The organism is Comamonas sp. (assembly GCF_009360615.1).
GTDB lineage: Bacteria > Pseudomonadota > Gammaproteobacteria > Burkholderiales > Burkholderiaceae_C > Comamonas.
Genome location: NZ_SPEY01000041.1, coordinates 1 through 22,775, shown reverse-complemented (window position 1 = coordinate 22,775; position 22,775 = coordinate 1). Strand labels below are relative to the sequence as shown.

At 64.6% G+C, this 22,775-nt stretch carries 23 protein-coding genes; 8 read left to right on the top strand and 15 right to left on the bottom strand.

Going from position 1 to position 22,775, the window contains the following annotated elements; genetic code table 11:
- Positions 1 to 27 precede the first annotated feature (27 nt).
- Positions 28 to 1,029, top strand: a complete 1,002-nt coding sequence (locus tag E2583_RS12370) for a DNA repair protein (protein ID WP_291596131.1) — start codon at positions 28 to 30, stop codon at positions 1,027 to 1,029.
- On the opposite strand, the gene kynU is transcribed toward E2583_RS12370, so the two are convergent.
- From kynU to E2583_RS12345, 5 genes are all read right to left on the bottom strand, one after another.
- The gene (gene kynU / locus E2583_RS12365) at positions 1,030 to 2,337 is read right to left on the bottom strand and encodes a kynureninase (protein WP_291596130.1); all 1,308 of its coding nucleotides are present in this window, start codon (positions 2,335 to 2,337) and stop codon (positions 1,030 to 1,032) included.
- 164 nt (positions 2,338 to 2,501) lie between these two features.
- Positions 2,502 to 3,134, bottom strand: a complete 633-nt coding sequence (gene kynB / locus E2583_RS12360; RefSeq protein WP_291596129.1) for an arylformamidase — start codon at positions 3,132 to 3,134, stop codon at positions 2,502 to 2,504.
- Between the two features lie 121 nt (positions 3,135 to 3,255).
- Complete coding sequence (locus E2583_RS12355; RefSeq protein WP_291596128.1) at positions 3,256 to 4,635, bottom strand: amino acid permease; 1,380 nt, start codon at positions 4,633 to 4,635, stop codon at positions 3,256 to 3,258.
- Positions 4,636 to 4,729: 94 nt separating this feature from the next.
- The gene (locus E2583_RS12350; protein ID WP_291596127.1) at positions 4,730 to 5,530 is read right to left on the bottom strand and encodes an AraC family transcriptional regulator; all 801 of its coding nucleotides are present in this window, start codon (positions 5,528 to 5,530) and stop codon (positions 4,730 to 4,732) included.
- Between the two features lie 10 nt (positions 5,531 to 5,540).
- Complete coding sequence (locus tag E2583_RS12345) at positions 5,541 to 6,167, bottom strand: LysE family translocator (RefSeq protein WP_291596126.1); 627 nt, start codon at positions 6,165 to 6,167, stop codon at positions 5,541 to 5,543.
- 240 nt (positions 6,168 to 6,407) lie between these two features.
- On the opposite strand from E2583_RS12345, the gene E2583_RS12340 reads away from it, so the two are divergent.
- Complete coding sequence (locus E2583_RS12340; protein ID WP_291596125.1) at positions 6,408 to 7,139, top strand: Stp1/IreP family PP2C-type Ser/Thr phosphatase; 732 nt, start codon at positions 6,408 to 6,410, stop codon at positions 7,137 to 7,139.
- 22 nt (positions 7,140 to 7,161) lie between these two features.
- Here E2583_RS12340 and E2583_RS12335 read toward each other — a convergent pair whose 3' ends face one another.
- The gene (locus tag E2583_RS12335; protein ID WP_291596124.1) at positions 7,162 to 7,482 is read right to left on the bottom strand and encodes a YkgJ family cysteine cluster protein; all 321 of its coding nucleotides are present in this window, start codon (positions 7,480 to 7,482) and stop codon (positions 7,162 to 7,164) included.
- A gap of 258 nt (positions 7,483 to 7,740) precedes the next feature.
- Here E2583_RS12335 and E2583_RS12330 point away from each other — a divergent pair, with 258 nt between their 5' ends.
- Genes E2583_RS12330 through E2583_RS12320 form a run of 3 tightly spaced genes read left to right on the top strand, consistent with a single transcriptional unit; the run spans position 7,741 to position 10,212 of the window.
- Entirely contained in the window at positions 7,741 to 8,073 is a 333-nt protein-coding gene (locus E2583_RS12330) for a FeoA family protein (protein WP_291596123.1), read from the top strand.
- Positions 8,070 to 10,004, top strand: a complete 1,935-nt coding sequence (locus E2583_RS12325; protein WP_291596122.1) for a ferrous iron transporter B — start codon at positions 8,070 to 8,072, stop codon at positions 10,002 to 10,004. Before E2583_RS12330 ends, E2583_RS12325 begins: the two co-directional genes overlap by 4 nt.
- 13 nt (positions 10,005 to 10,017) lie before the next feature.
- Positions 10,018 to 10,212: a hypothetical protein gene (locus E2583_RS12320; RefSeq protein WP_291596121.1), complete on the top strand. Its 195-nt coding sequence runs from the start codon at positions 10,018 to 10,020 to the stop codon at positions 10,210 to 10,212.
- Between the two features lie 128 nt (positions 10,213 to 10,340).
- On the opposite strand, the gene E2583_RS12315 is transcribed toward E2583_RS12320, so the two are convergent.
- The 4 genes from E2583_RS12315 to E2583_RS12300 all read right to left on the bottom strand — a co-directional run bounded on the left by E2583_RS12315 (position 10,341) and on the right by E2583_RS12300 (position 13,258).
- Positions 10,341 to 10,706, bottom strand: a complete 366-nt coding sequence (locus E2583_RS12315) for a YkgJ family cysteine cluster protein (RefSeq protein WP_291596120.1) — start codon at positions 10,704 to 10,706, stop codon at positions 10,341 to 10,343.
- Between the two features lie 113 nt (positions 10,707 to 10,819).
- Positions 10,820 to 11,083 (bottom strand): hypothetical protein, encoded by a 264-nt coding sequence (locus tag E2583_RS12310; protein WP_291596119.1) that lies wholly within the window; start codon positions 11,081 to 11,083, stop codon positions 10,820 to 10,822.
- 37 nt (positions 11,084 to 11,120) lie between these two features.
- On the bottom strand, positions 11,121 to 12,044 hold the full coding sequence (gene argF / locus E2583_RS12305) for an ornithine carbamoyltransferase (RefSeq protein WP_291596118.1): 924 nt from the start codon (positions 12,042 to 12,044) through the stop codon (positions 11,121 to 11,123).
- A gap of 17 nt (positions 12,045 to 12,061) precedes the next feature.
- Complete coding sequence (locus E2583_RS12300) at positions 12,062 to 13,258, bottom strand: aspartate aminotransferase family protein (protein WP_291596117.1); 1,197 nt, start codon at positions 13,256 to 13,258, stop codon at positions 12,062 to 12,064.
- Positions 13,259 to 13,494: 236 nt separating this feature from the next.
- On the opposite strand from E2583_RS12300, the gene E2583_RS12295 reads away from it, so the two are divergent.
- Positions 13,495 to 13,821, top strand: a complete 327-nt coding sequence (locus E2583_RS12295; protein ID WP_291596116.1) for a DUF3579 domain-containing protein — start codon at positions 13,495 to 13,497, stop codon at positions 13,819 to 13,821.
- 79 nt (positions 13,822 to 13,900) lie between these two features.
- Here the strand turns inward: E2583_RS12295 and E2583_RS12290 are convergent, their stop codons facing one another.
- From E2583_RS12290 to rpsT, 3 genes are all read right to left on the bottom strand, one after another.
- Positions 13,901 to 15,277 (bottom strand): MATE family efflux transporter, encoded by a 1,377-nt coding sequence (locus E2583_RS12290; protein ID WP_291596115.1) that lies wholly within the window; start codon positions 15,275 to 15,277, stop codon positions 13,901 to 13,903.
- Positions 15,278 to 15,388: 111 nt separating this feature from the next.
- A complete protein-coding gene (gene mqo / locus E2583_RS12285; RefSeq protein WP_291596114.1) occupies positions 15,389 to 17,083 on the bottom strand; it encodes a malate dehydrogenase (quinone) in 1,695 nt (564 codons plus the stop codon).
- Positions 17,084 to 17,407: 324 nt separating this feature from the next.
- Positions 17,408 to 17,701, bottom strand: coding sequence for a 30S ribosomal protein S20 (gene rpsT, locus E2583_RS12280; RefSeq protein WP_003052598.1), 294 nt, complete (start codon positions 17,699 to 17,701; stop codon positions 17,408 to 17,410).
- A gap of 299 nt (positions 17,702 to 18,000) precedes the next feature.
- On the opposite strand from rpsT, the gene murJ reads away from it, so the two are divergent.
- A complete protein-coding gene (gene murJ, locus E2583_RS12275) occupies positions 18,001 to 19,566 on the top strand; it encodes a murein biosynthesis integral membrane protein MurJ (protein ID WP_291596113.1) in 1,566 nt (521 codons plus the stop codon).
- Between the two features lie 106 nt (positions 19,567 to 19,672).
- Positions 19,673 to 20,521, top strand: coding sequence for a SirB1 family protein (locus tag E2583_RS12270; protein ID WP_291596112.1), 849 nt, complete (start codon positions 19,673 to 19,675; stop codon positions 20,519 to 20,521).
- A gap of 24 nt (positions 20,522 to 20,545) precedes the next feature.
- On the opposite strand, the gene E2583_RS12265 is transcribed toward E2583_RS12270, so the two are convergent.
- A complete protein-coding gene (locus tag E2583_RS12265; protein ID WP_291596111.1) occupies positions 20,546 to 21,604 on the bottom strand; it encodes an AI-2E family transporter in 1,059 nt (352 codons plus the stop codon).
- Positions 21,605 to 21,640: 36 nt separating this feature from the next.
- Positions 21,641 to 22,693, bottom strand: a complete 1,053-nt coding sequence (gene purM, locus E2583_RS12260) for a phosphoribosylformylglycinamidine cyclo-ligase (RefSeq protein WP_291596110.1) — start codon at positions 22,691 to 22,693, stop codon at positions 21,641 to 21,643.
- Between the last annotated feature and the right edge of the window lie 82 nt (positions 22,694 to 22,775).

The following is a 22,775-nucleotide window of genomic DNA, read 5'->3' as shown; positions in this document are numbered from 1 at the left end:
ATCCTTGATTGATGGGCGACGGAAGCGATGGATACCCTGAATGAATCCCGGGCGCACCCTGGCGCTGCCCATGTAATGGAAAACCGCATGCTGCTGGAAGTCTCGATTGCCCTGCCTCTTCGCTATCGCTTTGACGAGTTCGTGCATTTCCATGATCGCGACGAGCGTCAACTGGCCGAGCGGGTCGATGCCGATGCGCGCAGCCTGCACAAGGCCATCCTGTGGAAGCGCAGTCCCGCCTTGCTGGAGCTGCACTGGAAGGCGGGACAGGTTCAGGCCCGACTGCATGCAGTGCACCCAGAGCCTGCCGAGTCAGACCGGGACGTGTTCCAAGCCATGGTGAAACGCATGCTGGGGCTGGTCTACGCGCCCGGCGCGCTGGAGCTGGCGCATGGCGATCACCCCGAGCTGGGCTCGCTGCTGTCGCGCCAGGCCGGCCTGCATGTGCCCGGTTCACCCACACCCTTCGAGGCGTTGACCTGGGCCATCACCGGGCAGCAGATCACGGTGGCCGTGGCCGTTTCGCTGCGGCGCAGACTGATCTCGCTGGCGGGCGAACCGCTGGCGCAAGTCGGGGCAATGCCCGGGCTTCACGCCTATCCCGATGCGCAGCGCGTGGCCGCCCTGGACATCAATGCGCTGCGCGGCGCGGGCTTTTCCCAGGCCAAGGCACAGACCCTGCTGGCCGTGGCCCAGGCCGTTGCCGAGGATAGGCTGCCGCTGGATGAATGGGCCGGGCGCAGCGCCGCCGGGAGCTGGTGTGAGGAGGATGTGGCCGCTGCCTCGGCGCAATTGCTGGCGGTCAAGGGCATCGGTCCGTGGACAGTGAACTACACCTTGCTGCGTGGCTATGGCTGGCCCGACGGCAGCCTGCACGGGGATGTGGCGGTGCGTCGGGCTATCGGTCTGCTCACCGGCAGTGCCCAGCCCGATGCGTGTGCCGCCAGGGACTGGCTGGACCAGTTCAAGCCCTGGCGCGCACTGGTGGCTGCGCACCTGTGGGCCTCGTTGTCCGATAGCGCATATTGATCAGGTCACGGCATTCACGGTATTGAATTCGGGCCGTTGCCACTCGCCCGATTCCAGCACCTGGCGCAGATGCTCGACGGCGTTCCAGACATCGGCAAAGCCCACGTACAGAGGCGTGAAGCCGAAGCGCAGAATGTCCCGGTGCCTGCCCGTGCCGCCGTCACCCTTGCGGAAGTCGCCGATCACGCCGCGGGCGATCAGTGCCTGCACAATCGCATAGGCGCCGCTGTCCTTGCCATCCACGCCCAGGCCCTCCTCGCGGGTCAGGCAGACCTGGGAGCCGCGTGCCGCATGCTCGCGGGGGGTCGCCAGTCCCAGGCCGTGGCCCTGGCAGCGTTCTTCCACCAGCTGGATGAACAGGTCGGTCAGCGCCAGCGATTTCTTGCGCAGTGCGGCCATGCCGCCGAACCCTTCAGCCTCGGTGTAGATGTCGATGCCGCACTGCAGCACGCTCAGGCTGATCATGGGCTGAGTGCCGCAGAGATAGCGCTGGATGCCCCGGGCCGGGTGGTAGTCGGGAACGAATTTGAAAGGCTCGGCGTGGCCGAACCAGCCCGACAGCGGTTGCCAGAAGCGGTTGATGAGGCGCGGATGCGCCCAGACAAAGGCGGGAGCGCCGGGGCCGCCGTTGAGGTATTTGTAGCTGCAACCCACGGCAAAGTCGGCATCGGCGCCCGTGAGGTCCACGGGCACGGCACCCGCGCTGTGGCACAGATCCCAGACGCACAGAATGCCCTGGCCATGGGCAGCGGCCGTCACTGCAGCCATGTCGTGCATGGCACCCGTACGGTAGTTGACATGGGTGAGCATGGAGATCGCCACATCGCTCTGCAGCGCGCCGGCGATGTCCTCGGGCTCGAGCAGCACCAGCTCCAGACCATATTCCTGGCAGACGGACTGTGCGATATAGAGGTCGGTCGGAAAGTTGCTGCGCTCGCTGATGACTTTCCGGCGCCCCGGGCTGTCCTCGCGGGCGATGCGGGCGGCGGCGCTCAGCACCTTGTAGAGATTGATGGAGGCGGTGTCGGTGAACACCAGCTCGCCCGGGCCCACGCCCAGCCAGGGCGCGAACTGATTGCCCAGGCGCTCGGGCAGCGTGATCCAGCCGGCCTTGTTCCAGGAGGTGATGAGGTCCTGGCCCCATTCCTGGGTGACGACTTCCGCGACGCGGGCCGCTGCCGCCCGGGGTTGAGCCCCCAGGGAATTGCCGTCCAGGTAGATCACGCCCGGGGGCAGGGCAAAGCGTTCGCGCAGTGCGCGCAGCGGGTCCTGGGCGTCCAGGGCCTGGCAGTCTTGCAAAGTGGTCATTGTCTTCCTTCTCTCATTTCTGATGGCGTCCGGCGCCGATTGTGTCTGCGTCAGAGCCGGTTCTGATTCAAACCGTGGCGGAATCGGATTCGCTCATTGTGTCCGAGTCCGGAGCTGCCTTGGTACCAGGCAGCGAGGGTATCGGGTTTGTGGCGCAAAGCGGTTCAGAGCAGGCTGCGCAATATGGCGCGCACTGGCGAGGCATCGGCTTCGGTGAGCTTGAGCGGCAAGGCGATCAGCTCGTAGTCGCCTTCGCTCACCGCATCGAGCACCAGGTTCTCCAGAACGCGCAGGCCGCGCCGGCGGATCACCATGTGGCTGTCCAGGCTCTTGCTGGTGGCGGGGTCGATGCTGGCAGTGTCGATGCCGATCAGCCTGACGCCCAGGTCGGCCAGCTTCTGCACGGTGTCGGGTGCATAGGCTGCCAACTCGGCGTCCCAGCCGGTGGGCGCCTGGTCGTAGGTGCGCACCAGCACGCGTGCGGGCAGGTCGACGTCGATGGCGTGCTCGATGTGACGCCATTCGATCAGCGGCCCGCAGCCTATGGCGTGGATCACGCGGCAGGGGCCGAGAAAGGCGTCCAGATCGACGGAGCCAATGGCTGCGCCCTGCGGATCGTAGTGCAGCGGCGCATCGGCATGTGCGCCCACATGGGGCGAGAGATGGATGGCGCTGACATTGACCGGGCAGCCCGGGCCAATGCGGGCCACCCATTCCTGGCTATAGGGCGTGTCGCCCGGAAACACCGGTGCGGCAGGATGGATGGCAGGAGAAATATCCCAGATCTGGCGTGTCATGGTGTGTATGAATGGGTTCGGTCGCTCTTGATCGATAACAGGCCCGAGTGCGGGACAGCCAGCAAGGGCCGCCCCGCAGCAAAGGCTGTCGTCCCCCCTTGGGGGAAGGCGCGCTAGCGCCTCAGGGGGTAACCTTCTTCTTTCTATACCAAAGAGCATAGACCAGCACCAGCACCATCAGAAACGGAACGCCTACCAGCATGGTGGTGTGGAACTCCTGGGTGAACAGCGTGGTGACGATCACGCCCGCCATCAGCAGGGCGCCCACAAGGGTCAGCACGGGAAAGCCCCACATGCGGAACTCCAGTTTCTGGCCTGGATGCTCGCGCAGCCAGCGCGGCCGGAAGAACAGATGGGTCACGAACACCATGAACCAGGCGAACATGGCTCCGAACATGGCAATCGACATCATCAGCTCCAGTGATTGCTCGGGCTTGAGCACGTTGAGCACCATGGCCACGGCCATGCCCAGGCAGGAGACGGCAATCGCGCCCAGCGGCACGCCGTTTTTGCTGAGCCTGCTCAGGCCCTTGGGGGCATAGCCGCCGCGCGAGAGGCTGAACATCATGCGCGAGGTCACGTAGAGCTGGCTGTTCATGGCCGACAGCGAGGCCAGCAGCACCACGAAGTTGAGGGCCGCGGCCGCGCCGGGAATCTGCAAAATCTCCATCACCTTGACGAAGGGACTCTTGTCCGTGCCTGCATGGCTCCATGGCACGACGGCCAGCATCAGCGCCAGCGACAGAAGATAGAACAGCACCAGGCGCAGCACCGTGGTGCGGAAGGCGCGGGTCACGGCCTGCTTGGGGTTCTGGGCTTCACCCGCCGCAATGGCGATGGACTCCAGGCTCAGATAGCTGAAGATGGCCACGATCACGCCCACCCAGGTGCCCCACCAGCCATTCGGGAAGAAGCCGCCATCGACCCAGTAGTTGTCGAAGCCCACGCCCTTGGGGCGGGTGCCGAAGACGACATAGGCCGCAATCAGGATGAAGGCCACGATGGCAATCACCTTGACCATCGAGAACCAGTACTCGACCTGGCCGAACGCCTTGACGCTGGTGGCGTTGACGGCAGCCAGCAGGACCGAGAACAGGGCCACCCAGATCCACGGGTCCACGGCGGGGAACCAGTAGGCCATGTACTTGCCCACGGCCGTGACCTCCATGCCCACGGCCAGGACCACGGCCCCCCAGTAGGCATAGCGCACCACAAAGCCGGCCAGCGGACTGATGTAGTGCTCGGCGTAGGCGCCGAAAGAGCCCGAGGTGGGATGGGCCACGGTCATCTCGGCCAGGCATCCCATGAGCAGCAGGCCGATGAAGGCGCCTATGGCATAGCTGATGAGCACGCTGGGGCCGGCAAATCCGATGGCAAAGGCGCTGCCCATGAACAGGCCGGTACCGATGGCGCCACCGATGGCGATCATGGTCATCTGGGCGGAGTTCAGGTGCTGCTGCAAGCCTGTCTCGCGTTGCTGAATACTGTCAAAGTTGGCCATTGCTGACGTGCGCCCGGGAAAAATCGAAGCGGCAAGTATCCCGCGAATGAGCGGCTGCGGCGGCTTGGCGGCGAATGACCCTGGCCAGGCCGCCTCAGCGTGGCATTCCTGCGTAGTTGCCGGGCGTCAGCGCATGATGGGCCTTGAAGGCACGCTGCATATGGGCCTGGTCGGCAAAGCCCATCTGTTGAGCGACCGAGGCCAGGGGCTCGCCCTGGGCCAGCAGGTGGCGCACGCCATTGAGGCGCAGGTTGAGGCGGTAGGCCCCGGGCGTGACGCCGGTGACGGCCCTGAAGCGGCGGATGAAGCGGCTGGGGCTCATGCCGCAGCGCAGCGCCAGGGCCTGGACGCTGGTTTCGTCTTCGGGGCTGCGGTGCATGTGCTGCAGTGCAGGAAGGACGGCATCGGGTGGTCGAGGCAATGGGCCGTGAGCGTGGACGGCACTGCCCAGCAATTGCAGGAAATCCGTCAGCGATTGCACGTGGTGCTGCACTTGCGCGTCCGTGGCGCTGCCTGCAAGCGGCTGGCAGAGGCAGTCGGCCCAGCGCGATATTTCCGGCTCATGCAGCGCGCGCCGTGCAAAGCCCAGGGCACCGACGCCGAGTCGCTCATGCACCCACTCGGCCTGCACAAACAGCATGCGGTAGGACCAGGGCTGCTGGGTCTCGGGGTTGCAGGCATGCCAGTGGCCGGGCTCGATCAGTACCACGCCGCCCGCGCTCAGGGTCTCGGGTCCCCCGTCATGCAGAAACAGGGTCTCGCCCTCATCCACAATGCCGATGGAGTACTGCGCATGGGCATGCAGGCGGTAGCTGTAGCAGGACTGGCGGCTGACGCGCAGCTCGGCCCAGGGAAGGGCCGGATGGCGGTGGAAGCGGTGACTGGGAGCTGGCATGACGGCCTTATCATGCCAGCATGCTGACCACGCTTGCCACCAGCACCATGGCCAGGGCCTGGTTCAGCCGCTGGCGGCGCAGGGGCGTGTTCAGCCACCGGGTCAGTGCATGGCCCAGCGCGGCCCAGCAGCCGACGCCGGCCAGACAGGCCAGCAGGGAGACGGTGCAAAACAGCAGCAGTGCGCCTGACAGCGAAAGCTGCTGCGCCGCCAGCGGGGCCACGAACATGCCGATGCCTGAAAGCGCCACCAGCCAGGCCTTGGGGTTGAGGCTCTGAATGGCAATGCCCTGCAGGAATGCTCCGCCTGGACCGGACGGAAGCGATGCAGGATCACTCTCCCGGGTCCCACGGCTGTCCGTTCCGGGCGCGTTGGCCAGTTGCCAGGCCAGCCAAAGCAGATAGAGAGCGCAGACCCGCGGCGCCCAGCGCAGCAGCTCCGGCTGCTTCAGCAGCCATTGCCCGCTCTGGCCCATCAGCCAGACGATAAGGGCGTAACTGATGCTGGCGCCCAGCACATAGCAGAAGGCGGCGACAGCGCGACCGTGGCCATGGCGCAGGGCCAGCACGTTCACGGGGCCCGGCGTGATGGCACCGGCCAGTGCGAATCCGGCCATGGCCAGAACAGAAGAAAGCATGGGAGAACCCGAAACAAGAAGCCGCCAGTCTGAGTCCCTGGCTGGTCCGGGTATTGAACAAAATTGCGCTCTTGCATGGTCAACTAGTGCAAAACGGCATCTTTTTCCACGATGCGGGCATCTCAATTGCATTACGCTTGAATGCTTTTCGCAATCCGTCCCCATCTGCGTCTCCCGCCTTCGTCCTCCATGTCCACCCCTGCAGCTTCTAGCCCTTTCCGAGTCTGGCCGGCCGTCCGCATGGTGGGGCGTGCAGACATGGGGCGCCAGCGCAGCAACAACGAAGACGCGGTCGGCATGGAGCCGCAGGCCAGACCCTGGCCGGTAGCCGTGCTGGCCGACGGCATGGGCGGCTATAACGCGGGCGAGGTGGCCAGCGTCATGGCCGTGGAGCTGATCACCACCAGCGTGCAGCACGGCCCTTCCGCCGACGAATCCCTGTCGGTGGCGCAGTGCGAACTGACGGACGCCCTGCACATGGCCAATACGGCCATCTATGCCGCCGCGCAATCCACGCCCGGCTACAGCGGCATGGGAACCACGGTGGTGGTCGCCCTGGTTCTGGCCCGCGAGGTGCTGATCGCTCATCTGGGAGATTCCAGGGCCTATGCCTGGCGTGCGGGCCGGCTGCAGCGCCTGACGCGGGATCATTCCCTCGTGCAGCAGGATATCGATGCCGGTCTGCTCTCCGAAGCCGATGCCAGGACTTCGCGCTACGGTCACCTGGTCACAAGAGCGTTGGGTGTGATGCCCCAGGTGGAGCCGGAGCTCAGTCATTGGCTCTTGGAACAGGGGGATCGCATCTTGCTGTGCTCGGATGGTCTGACCGATATGCTCAGCGATGCCAGCCTTGAATCCCTGTTCGATGCGAACCTGCCGCTCGCGCAGCTGCAGGAGGCCCTGATCGGGGCGGCCAATGCCGCCGGCGGCAAGGACAATATCGGCGTGGTGCTGATCGAGCAGGACGCCTGATGCACGGATCTGGTCGGGGCTCCTAGATCAGGCCGCTTTCCAGCACCGGCAGCTGGTGGCGCTGGCGCACGCGGTTGCAGGCATCCGAGCCGGCAGCGAACTCGCGGCAAGGGGAGGGGCGCCATTCGTAAATGCCGCAGCTGGCCCGCTCCCCCACCTTGCCGACCAGGGCTGCGCAGCGCGGCCTGGCCCAGTCCGTGCCGCGCATGCGGCAGGTGTAGTCGGTGACCTCCTCGACCAGCCCGGCGGGGACGCTGCCTCCATGATCCTGAGACTCGTGGACGGAGAAGTCGACACGAAAGGACGCGCAGCAGGCGCCGCAGCTGAGGCAGGGATGGGTCATGACAGGGGCGGGTTTCGTCCGGTGGGGCACCGATTTTCGCAGCTGTGCAAACCCTTTGCGTGCGCCGGGCTGCGGTTTTGTCAACCGCGGTGCGCAATACCCGCCCAAAAATCCATGCTGCTGGTGCCAATTCGCCACCGTTGTGCATCAATCGCCTACAGTAAATGGAAAATGAGAATCAAAATCAATTAATAATGCGACATGAGTTCTTTGCAGTCCCCCTCGGTCAGGTCTGAAGCAGTGTCAGTTACTTTGTCCATGAATGCTCTTTCTGTTCAAGCGTCTGAATCCGGCGTGCAAATTCCCAGCCCAGCAGCCCATGTGCCGGCCACCGTGCCGGTGATCGGCCTGGATCGGCTGCTGGTGAACCAACCCGCCCGGGTGGTGGATCTCGCCTCCTCTGAAGGCGAGGATGAAAGCCTGCTGCTCAGACTCATGGAAATCGGTTTCCTGCCCGGCGAGACCGTGCGCATCGTCGCTACCGGCTTTCCCGGCCCGGATCCGCTGGCCGTGCGCATAGGCCAGGCGACGTTTGCCCTGCGCCGCCACGAGGCGGCCCAGGTGCTGGTGCAGCTGGAGGCCGCAGCATGAATGCGCGCGAGTCCCAGATCACCATGATGAGCCCTCAAGTCGCGGAGCTGGCACCGTTGCGCGCCGCGCTGCTGGGCAATCCGAACTGCGGCAAGACGGCACTGTTCAACCTGCTGACCGGCGCCCGCCAGAAGGTGGCCAACTACGCGGGCGTGACCGTGGAGCGCAAGGAAGGCTGGCTGAGCACGCCCGGCAAGCGTCGCGTGCGCGTGCTGGACCTGCCCGGCACCTACAGCCTGGATGCGCACAGCGAGGACGAGCGCATCACCCGCGACATCGTCAAGGGCCAGCACCCGCGCGAAGCGCCGCCCGAGCTGCTGGTCTGCGTGACCGATGCCACCCATCTGCGCCTGAACTTGCGTCTGGTACTGGAGGCACGCGCCCTGGGCCTGCCCATGGTGGTGGTGCTCAATATGAGCGATATGGCGCGTCGCCAGGGCCTGGTCATCGACAAGGCCAGGCTCAGCGAGCTGCTGGGCGTGCCCGTGGTGGAGAGCGTGGGCGTGCACCTGTCCGGCGCCAAGGATTTGCTGGCCTGGCTGGACAGCGATCAGGCCAGACAGCTCAGGGCGCCGACACTCGAAGGCCAGTTCAAGCCCGTGACGGGCAGCAACTCGCGCGCCCAGCTGCTGGCCCTGCACCAGCAGGTGGCCGAGATCATGCGGCTGACCGTACAGGAGCCCGCAGCTCCCACACAGCGCGACGATCGCATCGACTCCGTGGTGCTGCACCCGCTGTGGGGCACGCTGCTGCTCGTGGCGACGCTGTTTCTGATGTTCCAGGCCGTGTTCAGCTGGGCCCAGCCCCTGATGGACGGGATCGAAGGCCTGGTCAGCGGCTTCGGCCAGTGGGTGCATGGCGTGATGCCCGATGGTGTCCTGCGCAGCCTGCTGGTCGACGGAGTGATCGCCGGGACCGGCTCGGTGGTGGTCTTTCTGCCGCAGATCCTGATTCTGTTCTTCTTCATCCTGGTGCTGGAAGACTCGGGCTACCTGCCGCGCGCGGCCTTCTTGCTGGACCGCATCATGGGTAGCGTGGGGCTGTCCGGGCGCTCCTTCATTCCGCTGCTGTCCAGCTTTGCCTGCGCCGTGCCCGGCATCATGGCCACGCGTTCGATTTCGAGCTGGCGCGACCGTCTGCTGACGATCATGATCGCGCCGCTGATGACCTGCTCGGCACGCCTGCCGGTCTACACGCTGCTGATCGGTGCCTTCATCCCGGAGCAGACGGTGGCCGGTTTCTTCAATCTGCAGGGCCTGGTGCTGTTTGCCCTCTATGTGGGCGGCATCCTCAGCGCCATGGCCGTGGCCTGGGTGGGCAAGCTGGCCACCCAGGTCAAGACCCGCACGCCGCTGCTGATGGAGCTGCCTTCCTACCGCATTCCCAGTCTGCGCAGCCTGGTGCTGGGCCTGTACGAGCGGGCCATGATCTTCCTGCGCCGCGTCGGCGGCATCATCCTGACCGTGAGCATCGTACTGTGGTTCCTCTCCAGCTATCCCGGTGCTCCCGAAGGCGTGACCGAAGGCGCGATTCGCTACAGCTTTGCGGGCCAGATCGGCCGTGCGCTGGAGGTGGTGCTGGCGCCTATCGGCTTCAACTGGCAGATCGCCATTGCGCTGGTGCCCGGCATGGCCGCACGCGAAGTGGCCGTCGGGGCGCTGGGGACGGTGTATGCGCTGTCGGCCGTGGGCGATGACGCCATGGCCCAGCAACTGAGCCCGCTGATCGCGAGCAGCTGGTCCATGGCGACCGCGCTGTCCCTGCTGGTCTGGTTCGTGTTTGCGCCCCAGTGCATCTCCACGCTGGCCATGGTCAAGCGCGAGACCAATGGCTGGCGCTATCCGCTGCTCATGGCCGGCTATCTGTTTGCGTTGGCCTATCTGGCCAGCTTTGTGACTTATCGCATCGCCGTGGCCCTGGGATGGGGCTGAGAAAGGATTGTCTATGTGGCAGGAACTGATCGTGGGCGCCATCGTCCTGGTGGCCGCCGTGTCGCTGGCCTGGCGTTTCATGCCGGCCGGCCTGCGCAGCAAGCTGATGCGGGTTCATCCGTCGCTGGCTCCGGCGGCCCGTGGCGGCCGCTGCGGCGGTTGCAGCGCCTGTGGTGGCGACAGCTGCTCGGATACGCGAAAGGCCTGACTAAGCTGCAAAATAATAGCTGCCTGCGCTTGCCACTTTGGCATTTCAGATACTTTCGTGGCTGAAGTGCTTGGCTGGCAATCGCAGGCAGCTTTTTATTGGATAGCGCTGGCCGGCTTGTCGAAAGCTCAGGCGGCTTCCAGCCAGGGCTGGACTTCCTCGTCGCTCAGCGCCGGCAGGCCGAATTTCTCGCGCGTGTCGTGGCAGCCGTAGGAGGCAAACGGAAAGTCCCGGCAGGGGCGCGAGCGCTGCTCGTAGATTCCGCAGCCTATGCAGCCATCGCCGACCTCGGGCAGCTCGCGCAGTGCCACGCAGCGCACCGGGTGACGTTCCGTGCCGTTCATGCGCGCGCGGTTTCCCTTGCCGGGCACTTCATGGGCCAGTTCGTCGGGGACGGTGCCGCCCATGGATTGCAGCTCGTAGATGGAAAACTCCACGCGGTAGTTCTGGCAGCAGACGCCACAGCGCAGGCAGGGGTGGACGGATTCGGACATCGTGTTTCTTCAAGGGTTCAGGCATCGGGGTCGGGCCGTCCTCCTCAGGCAAGGACGGCTTTCGAGGGGGAGCCGGTGCACGGGAGGTGCCTGCGGCTTCGGGTGCCGGGCCGCTAGGTATGGCCTTGAAGAAACTTCAGATAGAAGGTGTGGATGCGCACATGGAGGGCGCGCACGCGTGCGGCAAAGGATTTGCGCGGGCCGAAGAAGGAGGGCACGCGGGTGTGGCGTGCCATATGGGGCTGGCGCAGCGCCAGCAGGCCCCCGCGCTGGCCGTAGCGGGCATCCCCCTGGGTGGGGCGCAGCGGAAACAGAAACACCGCCAGCTGGCGCAGGGCCCGCTGGCGGTGTGGGGATGTGATGTGGCTCAGGTGCATGGGGCGGTGGTCTGCAGATGAGCCAGGACGTGCCGAATCAGGCTGGCTGGCGGCCCAGCAGCAGGTATTCCATCAGTGCCTTTTGCACATGCATGCGATTCTCAGCCTCGTCCCAGACCACGGATTGTGGTCCGTCGATGACTTCGGCTTCGACTTCCTCGCCGCGATGGGCGGGCAGGCAGTGCATGAACAGGGCATCGGCCTTGGCCGATGCCATCATCTCGGCATCCACGCACCAGTCGGCGAAGGCCTTTTTGCGTGCTTCGTTCTCGGCCTCGTAGCCCATGCTGGTCCACACATCGGTGGTCACCAGATCGGCGCCCTTGCAGGCTTCGAGGGGGTCCTTGAACACCTTGTAGCAGCCGGGGTTGACGGGTTTGCCGTTGAAGGCCAGCTGCTCGTCCACCTCGTAGCCGCCGGGCGTGCTGACATGGACCGTGAAGCCCAGCAGATCGGCGGCCTGCAGCCAGGTATTGGCCATGTTGTTGCCGTCGCCCACCCAGGCCACCACCTTGCCCTTGATCGAGCCGCGATGCTCGATGAAGGTGAAGATGTCGGCCAGGATCTGGCAGGGGTGGAATTCGTTGGTCAGGCCGTTGATCACGGGCACGCGCGAGTACTGGGCAAAACGCTCGATCTTGTCCTGACCGAAGGTGCGGATCATGACCAGGTCGGTCATGCGGCTGATGACGCGTGCGCTGTCTTCGATGGGCTCCGATCGGCCCAGCTGGCTGTCGCCCGTGGTCAGATGAACCACGGAGCCTCCGAGCTGGTACATGCCGGCCTCGAAACTCACGCGCGTGCGCGTGCTGGCCTTCTCGAAGATCATGGCCATGGTGCGGTCGGTCAGCGTGTGGTGCTTCTCGTAGCCCTTGAACTTCTTCTTGATCAGGGCTGCACGCTCCAGCAGGTATTCGTATTCGTCGGCGGTGAAGTCGCTAAATTGCAGGTAATGCTTCATGCAGTGTTCCTTGAGGATCAGGCGGCCAGAATGGCTTGAACCAGGGGCTTGAGCCGGGCAACGATTTCATCGGCTTCGGCCTTGCTCAGGATCAGCGGAGGCACCAGGCGCACGACCGTGTCTGCGGTCACGCTCAGCAGCAGTCCGGCCTCGGCAGCCTGCGCAATCAGCTGGCCGCATGGCTTGGCCAGCTCGACGCCGATCATCAGGCCCTGGCCGCGCACTTCGACAAAGCCTTGGAGGCTACCCAGTTCAGACTGGAGTTTAGCCTTCAGGTATTCACCCACCTCGGCGGTATGGGACAGCAGGCCGTCCTCTTCCATGATGCGGATGGTTTCCACGCCGGCACGCATGGAAAGGGGGTTGCCGCCAAAGGTGGAGCCATGATTGCCGGGCTTGAGCACTTCGGCGGCAGCCTTGTGCGCCACCACGGCGCCCACGGGCACGCCCGAGCCCAGGCCCTTGGCCAGGGTCATCACGTCGGGCGTGATGCCGGCCCACTGGTGGGCAAACCATTTGCCGGTGCGCCCCATGCCGGCCTGCACTTCGTCCATGATCAGCAGCCAGCCCTTGGCATCGCACAGCGCACGCACCTTCTTCAGGTAGTCGGCGCGCATGGGGTGCAGTCCGCCTTCGCCCTGGATGGGCTCCATCATCACGGCAACGATATGGGGATTGCCTTCGGTGGCCGCAGTCAGGGCCTCGAAGTCATTGGGGGGCACGCGTGTGAAGCCGTCGAGCAGGGCGCCGAAGCCGTCGCGCACCTTGGGGTTGGCGGTGGCGCTCATGGTGGCGATGGAGCGGCCATGGAACGCATGGTCGTAGACCACGATCTCGGGCTTGGCAATGCCCTTGTCCACGCCGTACTTGCGGGCGATCTTGATGGCGGCCTCGTTGGCTTCCAGGCCGGTGTTGCAGAAGAACACATTGGTCATGCCCGAGCGCTCGGTCAGCAGCTTGGCCAGGGTTTCCTGACCGGGCACATGATAGTAGTTGGAGGTGTGGATCAGCTTGGAGAGCTGATCCTGCAGCGCGGGTACCAGCTTGGGGTGGTTGTGACCCAGGGTGTTGACGGCGATGCCGCCCAGCGCGTCCAGATACTCCTTGCCGTTCACGTCCCAAACGCGGCAGCCCTGGCCGCGCTCCAGCGCGATGGGTACGCGGCCGTAAGTGGGCATAACGTGGGGCGAAGCTGCCTCGATGAAAGCGGTCATTGCAAGAGTCTCCTGAGAAGGAAGGTCAACGGCGCACAGCGGCACCTGAAAAATGAGAGCTTTGATTCTAGAGTGCCCGGATAGCCCCAACATTGCGGATTGCGCATCGCTGCCATGCAATCAACCTACGCCATTGTGGGGTTGACAGCATGGCTCTTATACAAGAGTTAGAATAGTCGTTTAGGCATGTTGGCGGGGATCCCGCCTGGTTGCCGGATCTTTTTGGCGAATATTTGATGGTTACCCCTTCCAGCAAAGAACTGTTCATCATGGGTATGACCCATGCCGGAAAAACCTTTCGACCCAGCGACTGGGCCGAGCGCTTGGCCGGTGTCATGAGTCAGTTTCGCCCTGGCGGTGCCTGCGCCGGAAGCCATCTGAGCTACTCTCCCTGGTGCGTGCCCACGGTGATGAACGGCACCAAATGCGTGGTCATCAACCGGGATCTGCGTGACTATGAGCCCATGGCCTGGGACTTCTGCCTGAATTTCGCCAAGGATAACGATCTGCAGGTGGCCGAGGCCTGCCTGCTGCCTGACGAGGCGGCTGGCGGCAAGAAGTGATTTTCCAGGTGCCCAGAGGCGCCGCGCAAACGACAAAGGCTTCCACGGGAAGCTTTTTTTGTATCGGTGCGCTGCAGGTCTAGCGCTGCGCTGCCGTGCCGACCAGCAGCCGTGACCGACGCCAGGTGCCGCGGCGGTAGTGGGCCATGGACATGAGCATGGAAGCCAGCGCGCTGAGCGGAAAGCTCCACCACAGTGCATCCTGCCCCCACAGGGGCTGCAATCCCCAGGCCAGGGGCAGGCGCAGGCCCCAGAGCGTCAGGGTCAGGATCGCCAAAGGGGCCAGCACCGCGCCCGTGGAGCGCACCACGCCGGCCAGCACGCTGCTCACGCCCAGCAGCAGGAACGAACCCAGCACGATGCGGTTGAGGTGGCGTGCGGGCTCCAGCGCCGCGCTGCCGTCGGGCAGGAACAGTGCCAGCACGGAGCGGTCACAGGCCAGAATCAGGGACACGCAGGCGCCGGTCAGCAGCAGGTGGCAGGCCACGCCGGCACGCGCCGTGCGCTCTACACGAGGCCAGTGACCGGCCCCCACGTTCTGCGCGGCGATGGTGGAACAGGCCGAGGCCACGGCAATGGCCGGCATCTGGACATAGGCCCACAGCTGGAGAGCAGCGCTGTAGGCGGCCGAAACCTGCGCGCCATGGGCGTTGATCAGCGCCAGCATCAGCACCAGCGAGAGCGAGACCGCCAGCATTTGCAGTCCCATGGGCAGGCCCTTCGTCACCAGGCAGCGAAGCAGCTCCGGCGCAGGCCGCCAAAGGCGGCGCTGGCGCCAGCCTATCCATAGCGGCAGGCGTTGCCAGCGCAGCCATGCCAGCAGTCCCGCAAGGCCCAGGCTGTTGGCCACCAGGGTGGCCAGCGCCGAGCCTGCCATGCCAAGGCCTGGCAGGGGGCCGGTGCCGAAGATGAACAGAGGGTTGAGCAGTGCATCGCCCAGGGCCACGCCCAGCAAGGCCACGAAAGGCGTGCGGCTGTCGCCCGTGCCGCGCAGCACGGCGGCCACGAATATCAGCAGCAGCATGGGAGGAAGCGCGAGAAAGAGCACGCGCAGATAGTCAGCGGCCAGTGCGACGGTGGCAGGCGCTGCCCCCATGGCACCCAGCAGCGGGACGGCCAGCGGCCAGCCCAGCAAGGCCATCGTCACGGACACGCCCAGAAACAGACTGGCGCTGGTGCCCGTGATGCGCCGGGCCAGCGTCCAGCGGCCTGCTCCCACGGCCTGCGCCACCAGCAGATGGGCGGCCTGGCTGATGCCGAAGACCAGGGCGATCAGTGCAAACAGCAGATTGTTGGCATGCACGGCCGCAGACAGCGCGGTTTCGCCCAGATGGCGTCCGATCCAGAAAGCATTGACCGAGGTATTGAGCGACTGCAGCACATAACCGCCCCAGAGCGGCAGGGAAAAACGCAGCAGGGCGCGGCCTATCGGTGCGTGGGTCAGTGGCTGGTGCATGGAGACGAGGGAGGGGGCGACACCTCAGTCGGCGGGCCCGGCAAGAAAAAGCCCCGCGCGGCACAGGCCGGCGGGGCGGGCACCGGCGGGCCGGTGCGGGGAGTGCAGGGCTCAGAGCGCCTGCATTTCCTTGTTCAGCTGGGTGGCGTTGCGGGGAGCGGCGGCAGGCGCGGGAGCCACTTCGGCCTTTTTGCCCAGGTCGGCAGGGACATCCAGGTAGGGCAGCTTCAGGGCGGAGCTGGTCATGCGGCGGATCTCGTTGGTATAGGCGGCATCCTCGTTGATCTTGCGGCCGTAGGAGGGCACGATCTGCTGGATGCGGGCCTTCCACTCGGCGCTGGCCATCTGTTCGGGGAAGGACTTCTTGAGCAGATTGAGCATGATGTGGGGAGCGGTCGAGGCACCGGGCGAGGCGCCCAGCAGGGCGGCGATGCTGCCGTCTTCCGAGCCCACGATCTCGGTGCCGAACTGCAGCACGGCGCCTTTCTCGGGGTCGCGCTTGATGATCTGCACACGTTGGCCGGCGGTCACGAGTTTCCAGTCCTCGCGCTTGGCTTCGGGGAAGTACTGGGCCAGCACGGCCTGACGGTCTGCGTCGGTCAGTTCTGCCTGCTGCATCAGGTACTGGACCAGATCCAGGTTGTGGATGCCCACGCGCAGCATGCCCATCAGATTGTCATGGGTGACCGAGGAAAACAGATCCCACCAGGAGCCGTTCTTGAGGAACTTGGTGGTGGCCAGCGCAAAGGGACCGAACAGCACCACGGGCTTGCCGTCGAGCTGGCGGGCATCCAGGTGGGGTACGGACATGGGGGGCGAGCCGGTCGAGGCAATGCCGTAGGCCTTGACGTCATGGCGCTTGGCCAGCTCGGGGTTCTCGATGGCCAGGAACTGGCCGCCCACGGGGAAGCCGGCGTAGTTCTTGGACTCGGGAATGCCCGAGGCCTGCAGCAGCTTGAGCGCTGCGCCGCCAGCACCGACGAAGACGAACTTGGTCTTGACGGTCTTTTCCTGGCCGCCCTTGGCCAGATCGGCCACGGTCACGTTCCAGGTCTTGTCGGCGTTCTGGCGCAGGGCCGTGACTTCGCTTTGCAGGTGCAGCTGGAAGTTGGGGCCCTTCTGGAGCGAGGCCATCAGCTGCTCGGTCCAGACGCCATGGTTCACATCCGTGCCCAGGGGCATGTAGGTGGCGGCGATCTTCTGGGCCGGATCACGGCCTTCGATCATCAGCGGAGCCCACTTCTTGATCTGAGCCTGGTCTTCGGAGTACTCCATGCCGTAGAACAGAGGGTTCTGGACCAGGGCCTGCTGGCGCTTCTTGAGGAAGGCGATGTTGTCATCTCCCCAGACGAAGCTCATGTGGGGTGTGGCGTTCACGAACGTCTCGGGCGACTGCAGATGGCCGCGACCGACCTGGTGGGCCCAGAACTGGCGCGTCACCTCGAACTGCTCGGCAATGCCCACGGCACGCTTGGTTTCCACGCTGCCATCGGGCAGCTGTGGTGTGTAGTTCAGTTCGGCAAAGCCCGAGTGGCCGGTGCCGGCGTTGTTCCAGCCGTTGGAGCTTTCGAGGGCCACGCCGTCCAGGCGCTCGAAGACCTCGATCTTCCAGTCGGGCTGCAGCTCCTGCAGGTAGGTGGCCAGGGTCGTGCTCATCACGCCGGCGCCCACCATCACCACATCGACAGGCTGCTCGTTCTCGGCCTTGGGGACGGAGCGGGGGAATAGTGGCCAAAATAAAAACAATAGCGCGGCCAGGACCAGGGCCGCGACGGCTCCCAGTCCTGCTTTGATCGACTTTTTCATGACTTTTTCTAGACTTGACTATCAAAAAAGCCTGCAGGCAGGCCGCAGGCTTTTTGCGAAGATACGGGGCAAGTCCTATAAAAGACATGAGACTCCCCGACCTGGTGATTGTCCTAGGGAAGTCAAAATATGACGCTAATCAATTCGTATTAGGGCGCTTTGTGCTAGAGGGGGGGCGGTGTGTGCATGCGCTGATCAATCAGATATCTGCAGAGCGCGGACAACAAAAAAACCGCCCTAAGGCGGTTTTGATGTTTTTGCTGACAGCGCACCCGTTACAAACGGCAGATGACCGAAGTCATCCGTGCTTGAGGGAGGCTGGTATTAAGCAGCCAGAGCCAGGGTCTTGACCTTGGCGGACAGGCGGCTCTTATCGCGAGCTGCCTTGTTCTTGTGGAAGATGCCCTTGTCGGCGATCGCGTCGATCACGGACTGAGCCTTGGCAAACAGTTCAGCTGCCTTGGTCTTGTCGCCGGCCACAACAGCCTTTTCGACATTCTTGACAGCAGTACGGTACTTGGAACGCAGCGAAGTGTTCGCAGCGTTCAGCTTGACGTTCTGGCGGGCGCGCTTGCGGCCGGAGGCCAGGCGGGGGTTCTTTTTGGCTTTAGTTGCCATGATTTATTTCCTTGTGTGTCTGAGGATGATGTCAGCAAAGCGCGTGATTATAGCAGAACCCCTGAGCGCTGCTGCGCAGCCTTCCTCTGGGGGCTCGCAGCGGGGCGGTCAGCCCCTTGTCTGCTGTCTCCGAGACAAGTCAGGTGGGGCGGGAGGGCCTTATTGCCTGCAGGTCTTCCAGTGCCCGGCAGCCAGTCTCGATGGGGGGATGGGCCGAGTGGTCCTGCTGGAGTGCTACAGAGTGCAAGGCCCTCGCGAATGCCAAGCAGCGGCGGGCGTGAACGCATACACTTCGCTGCGTGTCACTGTTCAAAGCCGCCTCCACCGTATCTCTTCTGACGCTGGCCTCCCGTGTTTCGGGGCTGGTTCGCGATCTGCTCATGGCCTCCATGTTCGGCGCCAACGCGCTGACGGATGCCTTCAATGTCGCCTTCAGAATTCCCAACCTCTTTCGTCGCCTGTTTGCCGAGGGTGCTTTCAGTCAGGCCTTTGTGCCGGTGCTGGCCGCGAGCAAGACCCGGGATGGCGAGGAGGCCACACGCCACCTGATCAGCCATGTCGCTACCCTGCTGTTCTGGGTGCTGCTGCTGGTGTGCGTGCTGGGCGTGATCGGCGCTCCCTTGCTGGTCTGGCTGCTGGCCAGCGGCATGCGCCAGTCGCCCGACGGCTATCACGCCGCCGTGGTGATGACGCGCTGGATGTTTCCCTATATCGGCTTCATGTCTCTGGTGGCCTTGTCGGCCGGCATTCTCAATACCTGGAAAAAGTTCGCGGTATCGGCCGCCACGCCCGTGCTGCTCAACCTCAGCATGATCGTGACGGCCGTGCTCGGTGCTCCCTGGTTCGAAAAGCAGGGCATAGAGCCCATCTATGCCATGGCCGGCGGCGTGATGCTGGGCGGCGTGCTGCAGCTGGCGGTGCAGATTCCCGCGCTGCGCGCCATGGGGCTGATGCCGCGCATCGGTTTTTCGTCTGCTGCCATCCGCGCAGCCTGGGACGAGGCCGGGGTGCGCCGCATCCTGGCGCTGATGGGGCCGGCGCTGCTGGGTGTGGGTGTGGCCCAGGTGTCCTTGATGATCAATACCCAGATCGCCTCCTATATGGCACCGGGCAGCGTGACCTGGCTGTTCTATGCCGACCGTCTGATGGAGTTTCCCACGTCCCTGCTGGGCGTGGCTCTGGGTGTGGTGCTGACGCCGCAGCTGGCTTCCGCCAAGGCGGCCGGTGACGGCGAGCGCTACTCCAATATGCTGGACTGGGGGCTGCGACTGGTGGTGCTGCTGGCCGTGCCCTGCGCCGTGGGCCTGCTGACCTTTGCCACGCCGCTGGTGGCCACGCTGTTCCATCGTGGCGCCTTGCATGACAGCGATGTGGGGCAGATCGCCCTGGCGCTGATGGGCTACGGCGCCGGCCTGCTGGGCCTGGTTGCCATCAAGGTGCTGGCGCCCGGCTATTACGCCAGCCAGGACATCCGCACACCCGTGAAGATCGCGATCGTGGTGCTGGTGATCACGCAGTTGCTCAATCTGGTGCTGGTTCCCTGGCTCAAGCACACGGGGCTGGCCCTGTCCATCGGTCTGGCCGCACTGGTCAATGCGACCTGGCTGCTCGCCGGATTGCTGCGCCGAGGTACCTACCGGCCCAAGCCGGGTTGGCCGAAATTCATCGTGCAGGTGATTGCGGCCAGTGCCTTGCTGGCGGTTCTGCTGCTCTGGGGCAGCCAGCATTTCGACTGGGTGGGCCTGCGCAGCCATGGCGTGCTGCGTGCCGGCTTGCTGGCTGCGATGATGGCCGGGGCCGCTGTGCTCTACTTTGGCGTGCTGAGGCTGTCGGGCCTGAATCTGCGCCAGTTGCTGCGCCGTTGAAGTCTGCGCGGCCGATGGAAAAATGTGAGCGGCAAGAGCCGGTTTTACAGGCGTATCCAGGGGATTTCGCTTGCACGGCCTGCCAAGCCGGCTTACAAACCAGCTTATGAGCTGGACGATTGACGAGTACCCCACGGCCCTGCAGTATTTCGCGTCCCTGGTGCAGAGCGACGAAAACTTTGCGCTGATGGAGGCGGCCATCAGCATTGCCCAGGACGCCGAACCTGATCTTGACCTGCAGGCCGTGCAGGCCGATCTGGACAGGCTGCAGGTGCGCCTGGTACAGCGTCTGGCGGGGGAGGAGGACGGATTGCGCAAGCTCAGCGCGCTCAACAAGTTCTTCTATGCCGAGTTGGGCTTTGCAGGCAACCTCAACAACTACTACGACCCTGCCAACAGCTATATCCACCATGTGCTGCAGACGCGTCGCGGTATCCCCATCAGTGTGGCGCTGATCTGGCTGGAGCTGGCAGCCAGCATCGGTCTGGCGGTGGAGGGCATCGGTTTTCCGGGACATTTTCTGGTCAAGACCATGCTGCCCCAGGGTCAGGTGGTGCAGGACCCGCTGACGGGCGACTCGTATTCGGCAAGTGCCCTGGCGGAGCGCCTGCAGCCGTTTCTGGATCAGGCTGGCATTTCGCCCGACGATGCGCCGCCGCTGGGACTGTATCTGCAGGCGGCCCACCCGCGCGATATCGTGGCGCGCATGTTGCGCAATCTGCAGGAGATTCACCAGGTCCAGAAGGACTGGCCCATGCTGGTGGCCGTGCTCAATCGCCTGATCCTGCTGCAGCCCGGTCGCGAGGAACTGTTCCGGGACAGAGGCATGGCCTATGCCCAATGGGGGGTGATTGAGAGAGCGCTATCGGATCTAGAGCGGTATGCGCCCGTTGCACAAGGCCAAGAAGCCGACTACATCAGAAAAACCATCGCCCGGCTGCGCCGCACAGGCTGAAAGCCCGGGCGGCACGCGTCCGGCCTATACCAGCTGTGCGGCTTCCAGCTCTTTCTTGAGATAGGCGTAGAACAGCGGTGCCGCCACTAGGCCGGCGGGGCCGAAGACCGACTCGGCCACGAACATCACGGCCAGCAGCTCCCACACGCCCATGTGCGTGCGTGTGCCCACCACCTTGGCGTTGATCACGTACTCGGCCTTGTGGATCAGGATCAGAAAGCCCAGGCAGGCGGCGGCGGCCACGGGCGACACCGACAGGCCGACCAGGGTCAGCACGGCGTTGCACAGCAGGTTGCCGACGATGGGGATCAGCCCGGCGATGAAGGTCAGCGTGATCAGCGCGGGCGTATAGGGCAGTTGCAGCTTCCAGATGGGCAGGATGGCCAGCAGGAAGATGGACGTCAGCAAGGTGTTGAAGGCGGCGATCCAGAACTGGGCCGCCACGATCTGCTTGAAGGCCAGGGCAAAGTGTCCAATGCGCTGCTGCAGGGCCTGCACCAGCGGCGGGTGGCGCGTGGCGATGGGGCGTACGGCAGCCAGAGCGCCGATGATCAGGCCCACATAGGCATAGAGTAGGCCGGTCAGCCAGGCGCGGCCTGCAGTGGCCAGTACGCCGGCCTTGGCGGCCAGATAGCCAGCCAGCTTGCTTTGAATTTCCTGAGCGCCGTCGGGCAACTGGTCGGCGATGTCGGAAGGCAATTTCTCCCGCAGCTCCAGCACCGTGGCCGCCAGATAGTCCAGCAGTTCCTTGTACTGGGCGGGGGCTTCGGTGATATAGGTGCGCGTCTGGGAGAGGGCACCGCTGAGCAGGGCCAGGGGGGCCAGAATCACGATGGTGGTCGCCACCACCTGGGCCCAGTGCGGCAGCTGATGGCGGGCAAAGGCGCGAGGATTGAGGCGGGACAGCAGGCGCGACAGGGCGCGGGTCAGCATGAAGCCCACGCACACGCACAGCAGTCCGGGAAGAATCCCCTGGTGCATGACGAGCAGCAGTGCGGCTCCCATCAATATGTAACTGGCCAATATGACCTTGGGCGAAACACCCGGTTGCGTAGTGATGGGGGCGGGCAAATGCTGCGTCATTCAGGCTCGGGGTAGAGGGCTGTGATGAAGACTTGTTTAGCGCACTTCAACGGGCTTGCCGGAGCCGATGTCCGTGATGGCGCCGATGGTGTAGACCTTCTCGCCCAGCCCGGCCAGGGTGGCTGCCGTGGCCTCGGCCTCTTCGGCCGCCACCACCACCACCATGCCGATACCGTTGTTGAACGTGCGGTTCATTTCGATATCGTCAATGCCGGCAGTCTTCTGCAGCCAGGCAAACAGTTCGGTCTGGGGCCAGCTGCCGGCCTTCAGATGGGCCGCCGTGCCTTCCGGCAGCACGCGGGGGATGTTTTCCAGCAGGCCGCCGCCGGTGATGTGGGCCAGGGCCTTGATGGGATGCTTGTCCAGTGCGGCCAGCACGTTCTTCACATACAGGCGTGTGGGTTCCATGATGGCGGCCTTGAAGGGCTTGCCGTCCAGGGTCTCGGGCAGGCTGCCCTGGGCTTCGGCGCGCTCGATGCACTTGCGCACCAGAGAGAAACCGTTGGAGTGCACGCCATGCGAGGCCAGGCCCAGAACGACGTCGCCGGGCTTGACGTTCTGGCCGCTGAGGATCTTGGACTTCTCGACCGCGCCGACGGCAAAGCCGGCCAGATCGTATTCGCCATCGGGGTACATGCCCGGCATTTCGGCGGTTTCACCGCCGATCAGCGCGCAACCGGACAGCTCGCAGCCCTTGGCGATACCGCCCACCACGGCAGCGGCCGTGTCCACATGCAGCTTGCCGCAGGCGAAATAGTCGAGGAAGAACAGGGGCTCGGCCCCCTGCACCAGCACGTCGTTCACGCTCATGGCCACCAGGTCGATGCCCACGGTGTCGTGCATATTCCACTCGAAGGCCAGCTTGAGCTTGGTGCCCACACCGTCGGTGCCGGACACCAGCACGGGTTCCTTGTAGCGCTTGGGCACTTCGAACAGAGCGCCGAAGCCGCCGATGCCTGCCATCACGCCTTCGCGCATGGTTTTCTTGGCCAGGGGCTTGATGCGTTCGACCAGTGCGTCGCCTGCGTCGATGTCAACACCGGCGTCTTTGTAGGAAATGGGGGTAGAGGAGGATGCGGAAGAGCTCATCGATGGATCCGGTGCGGGGGCGCCCTGCTGGGCGGAAACCCCGGGATTCTACGGCGCTTGCCCGTGCAGCGGGGGCGGCCGG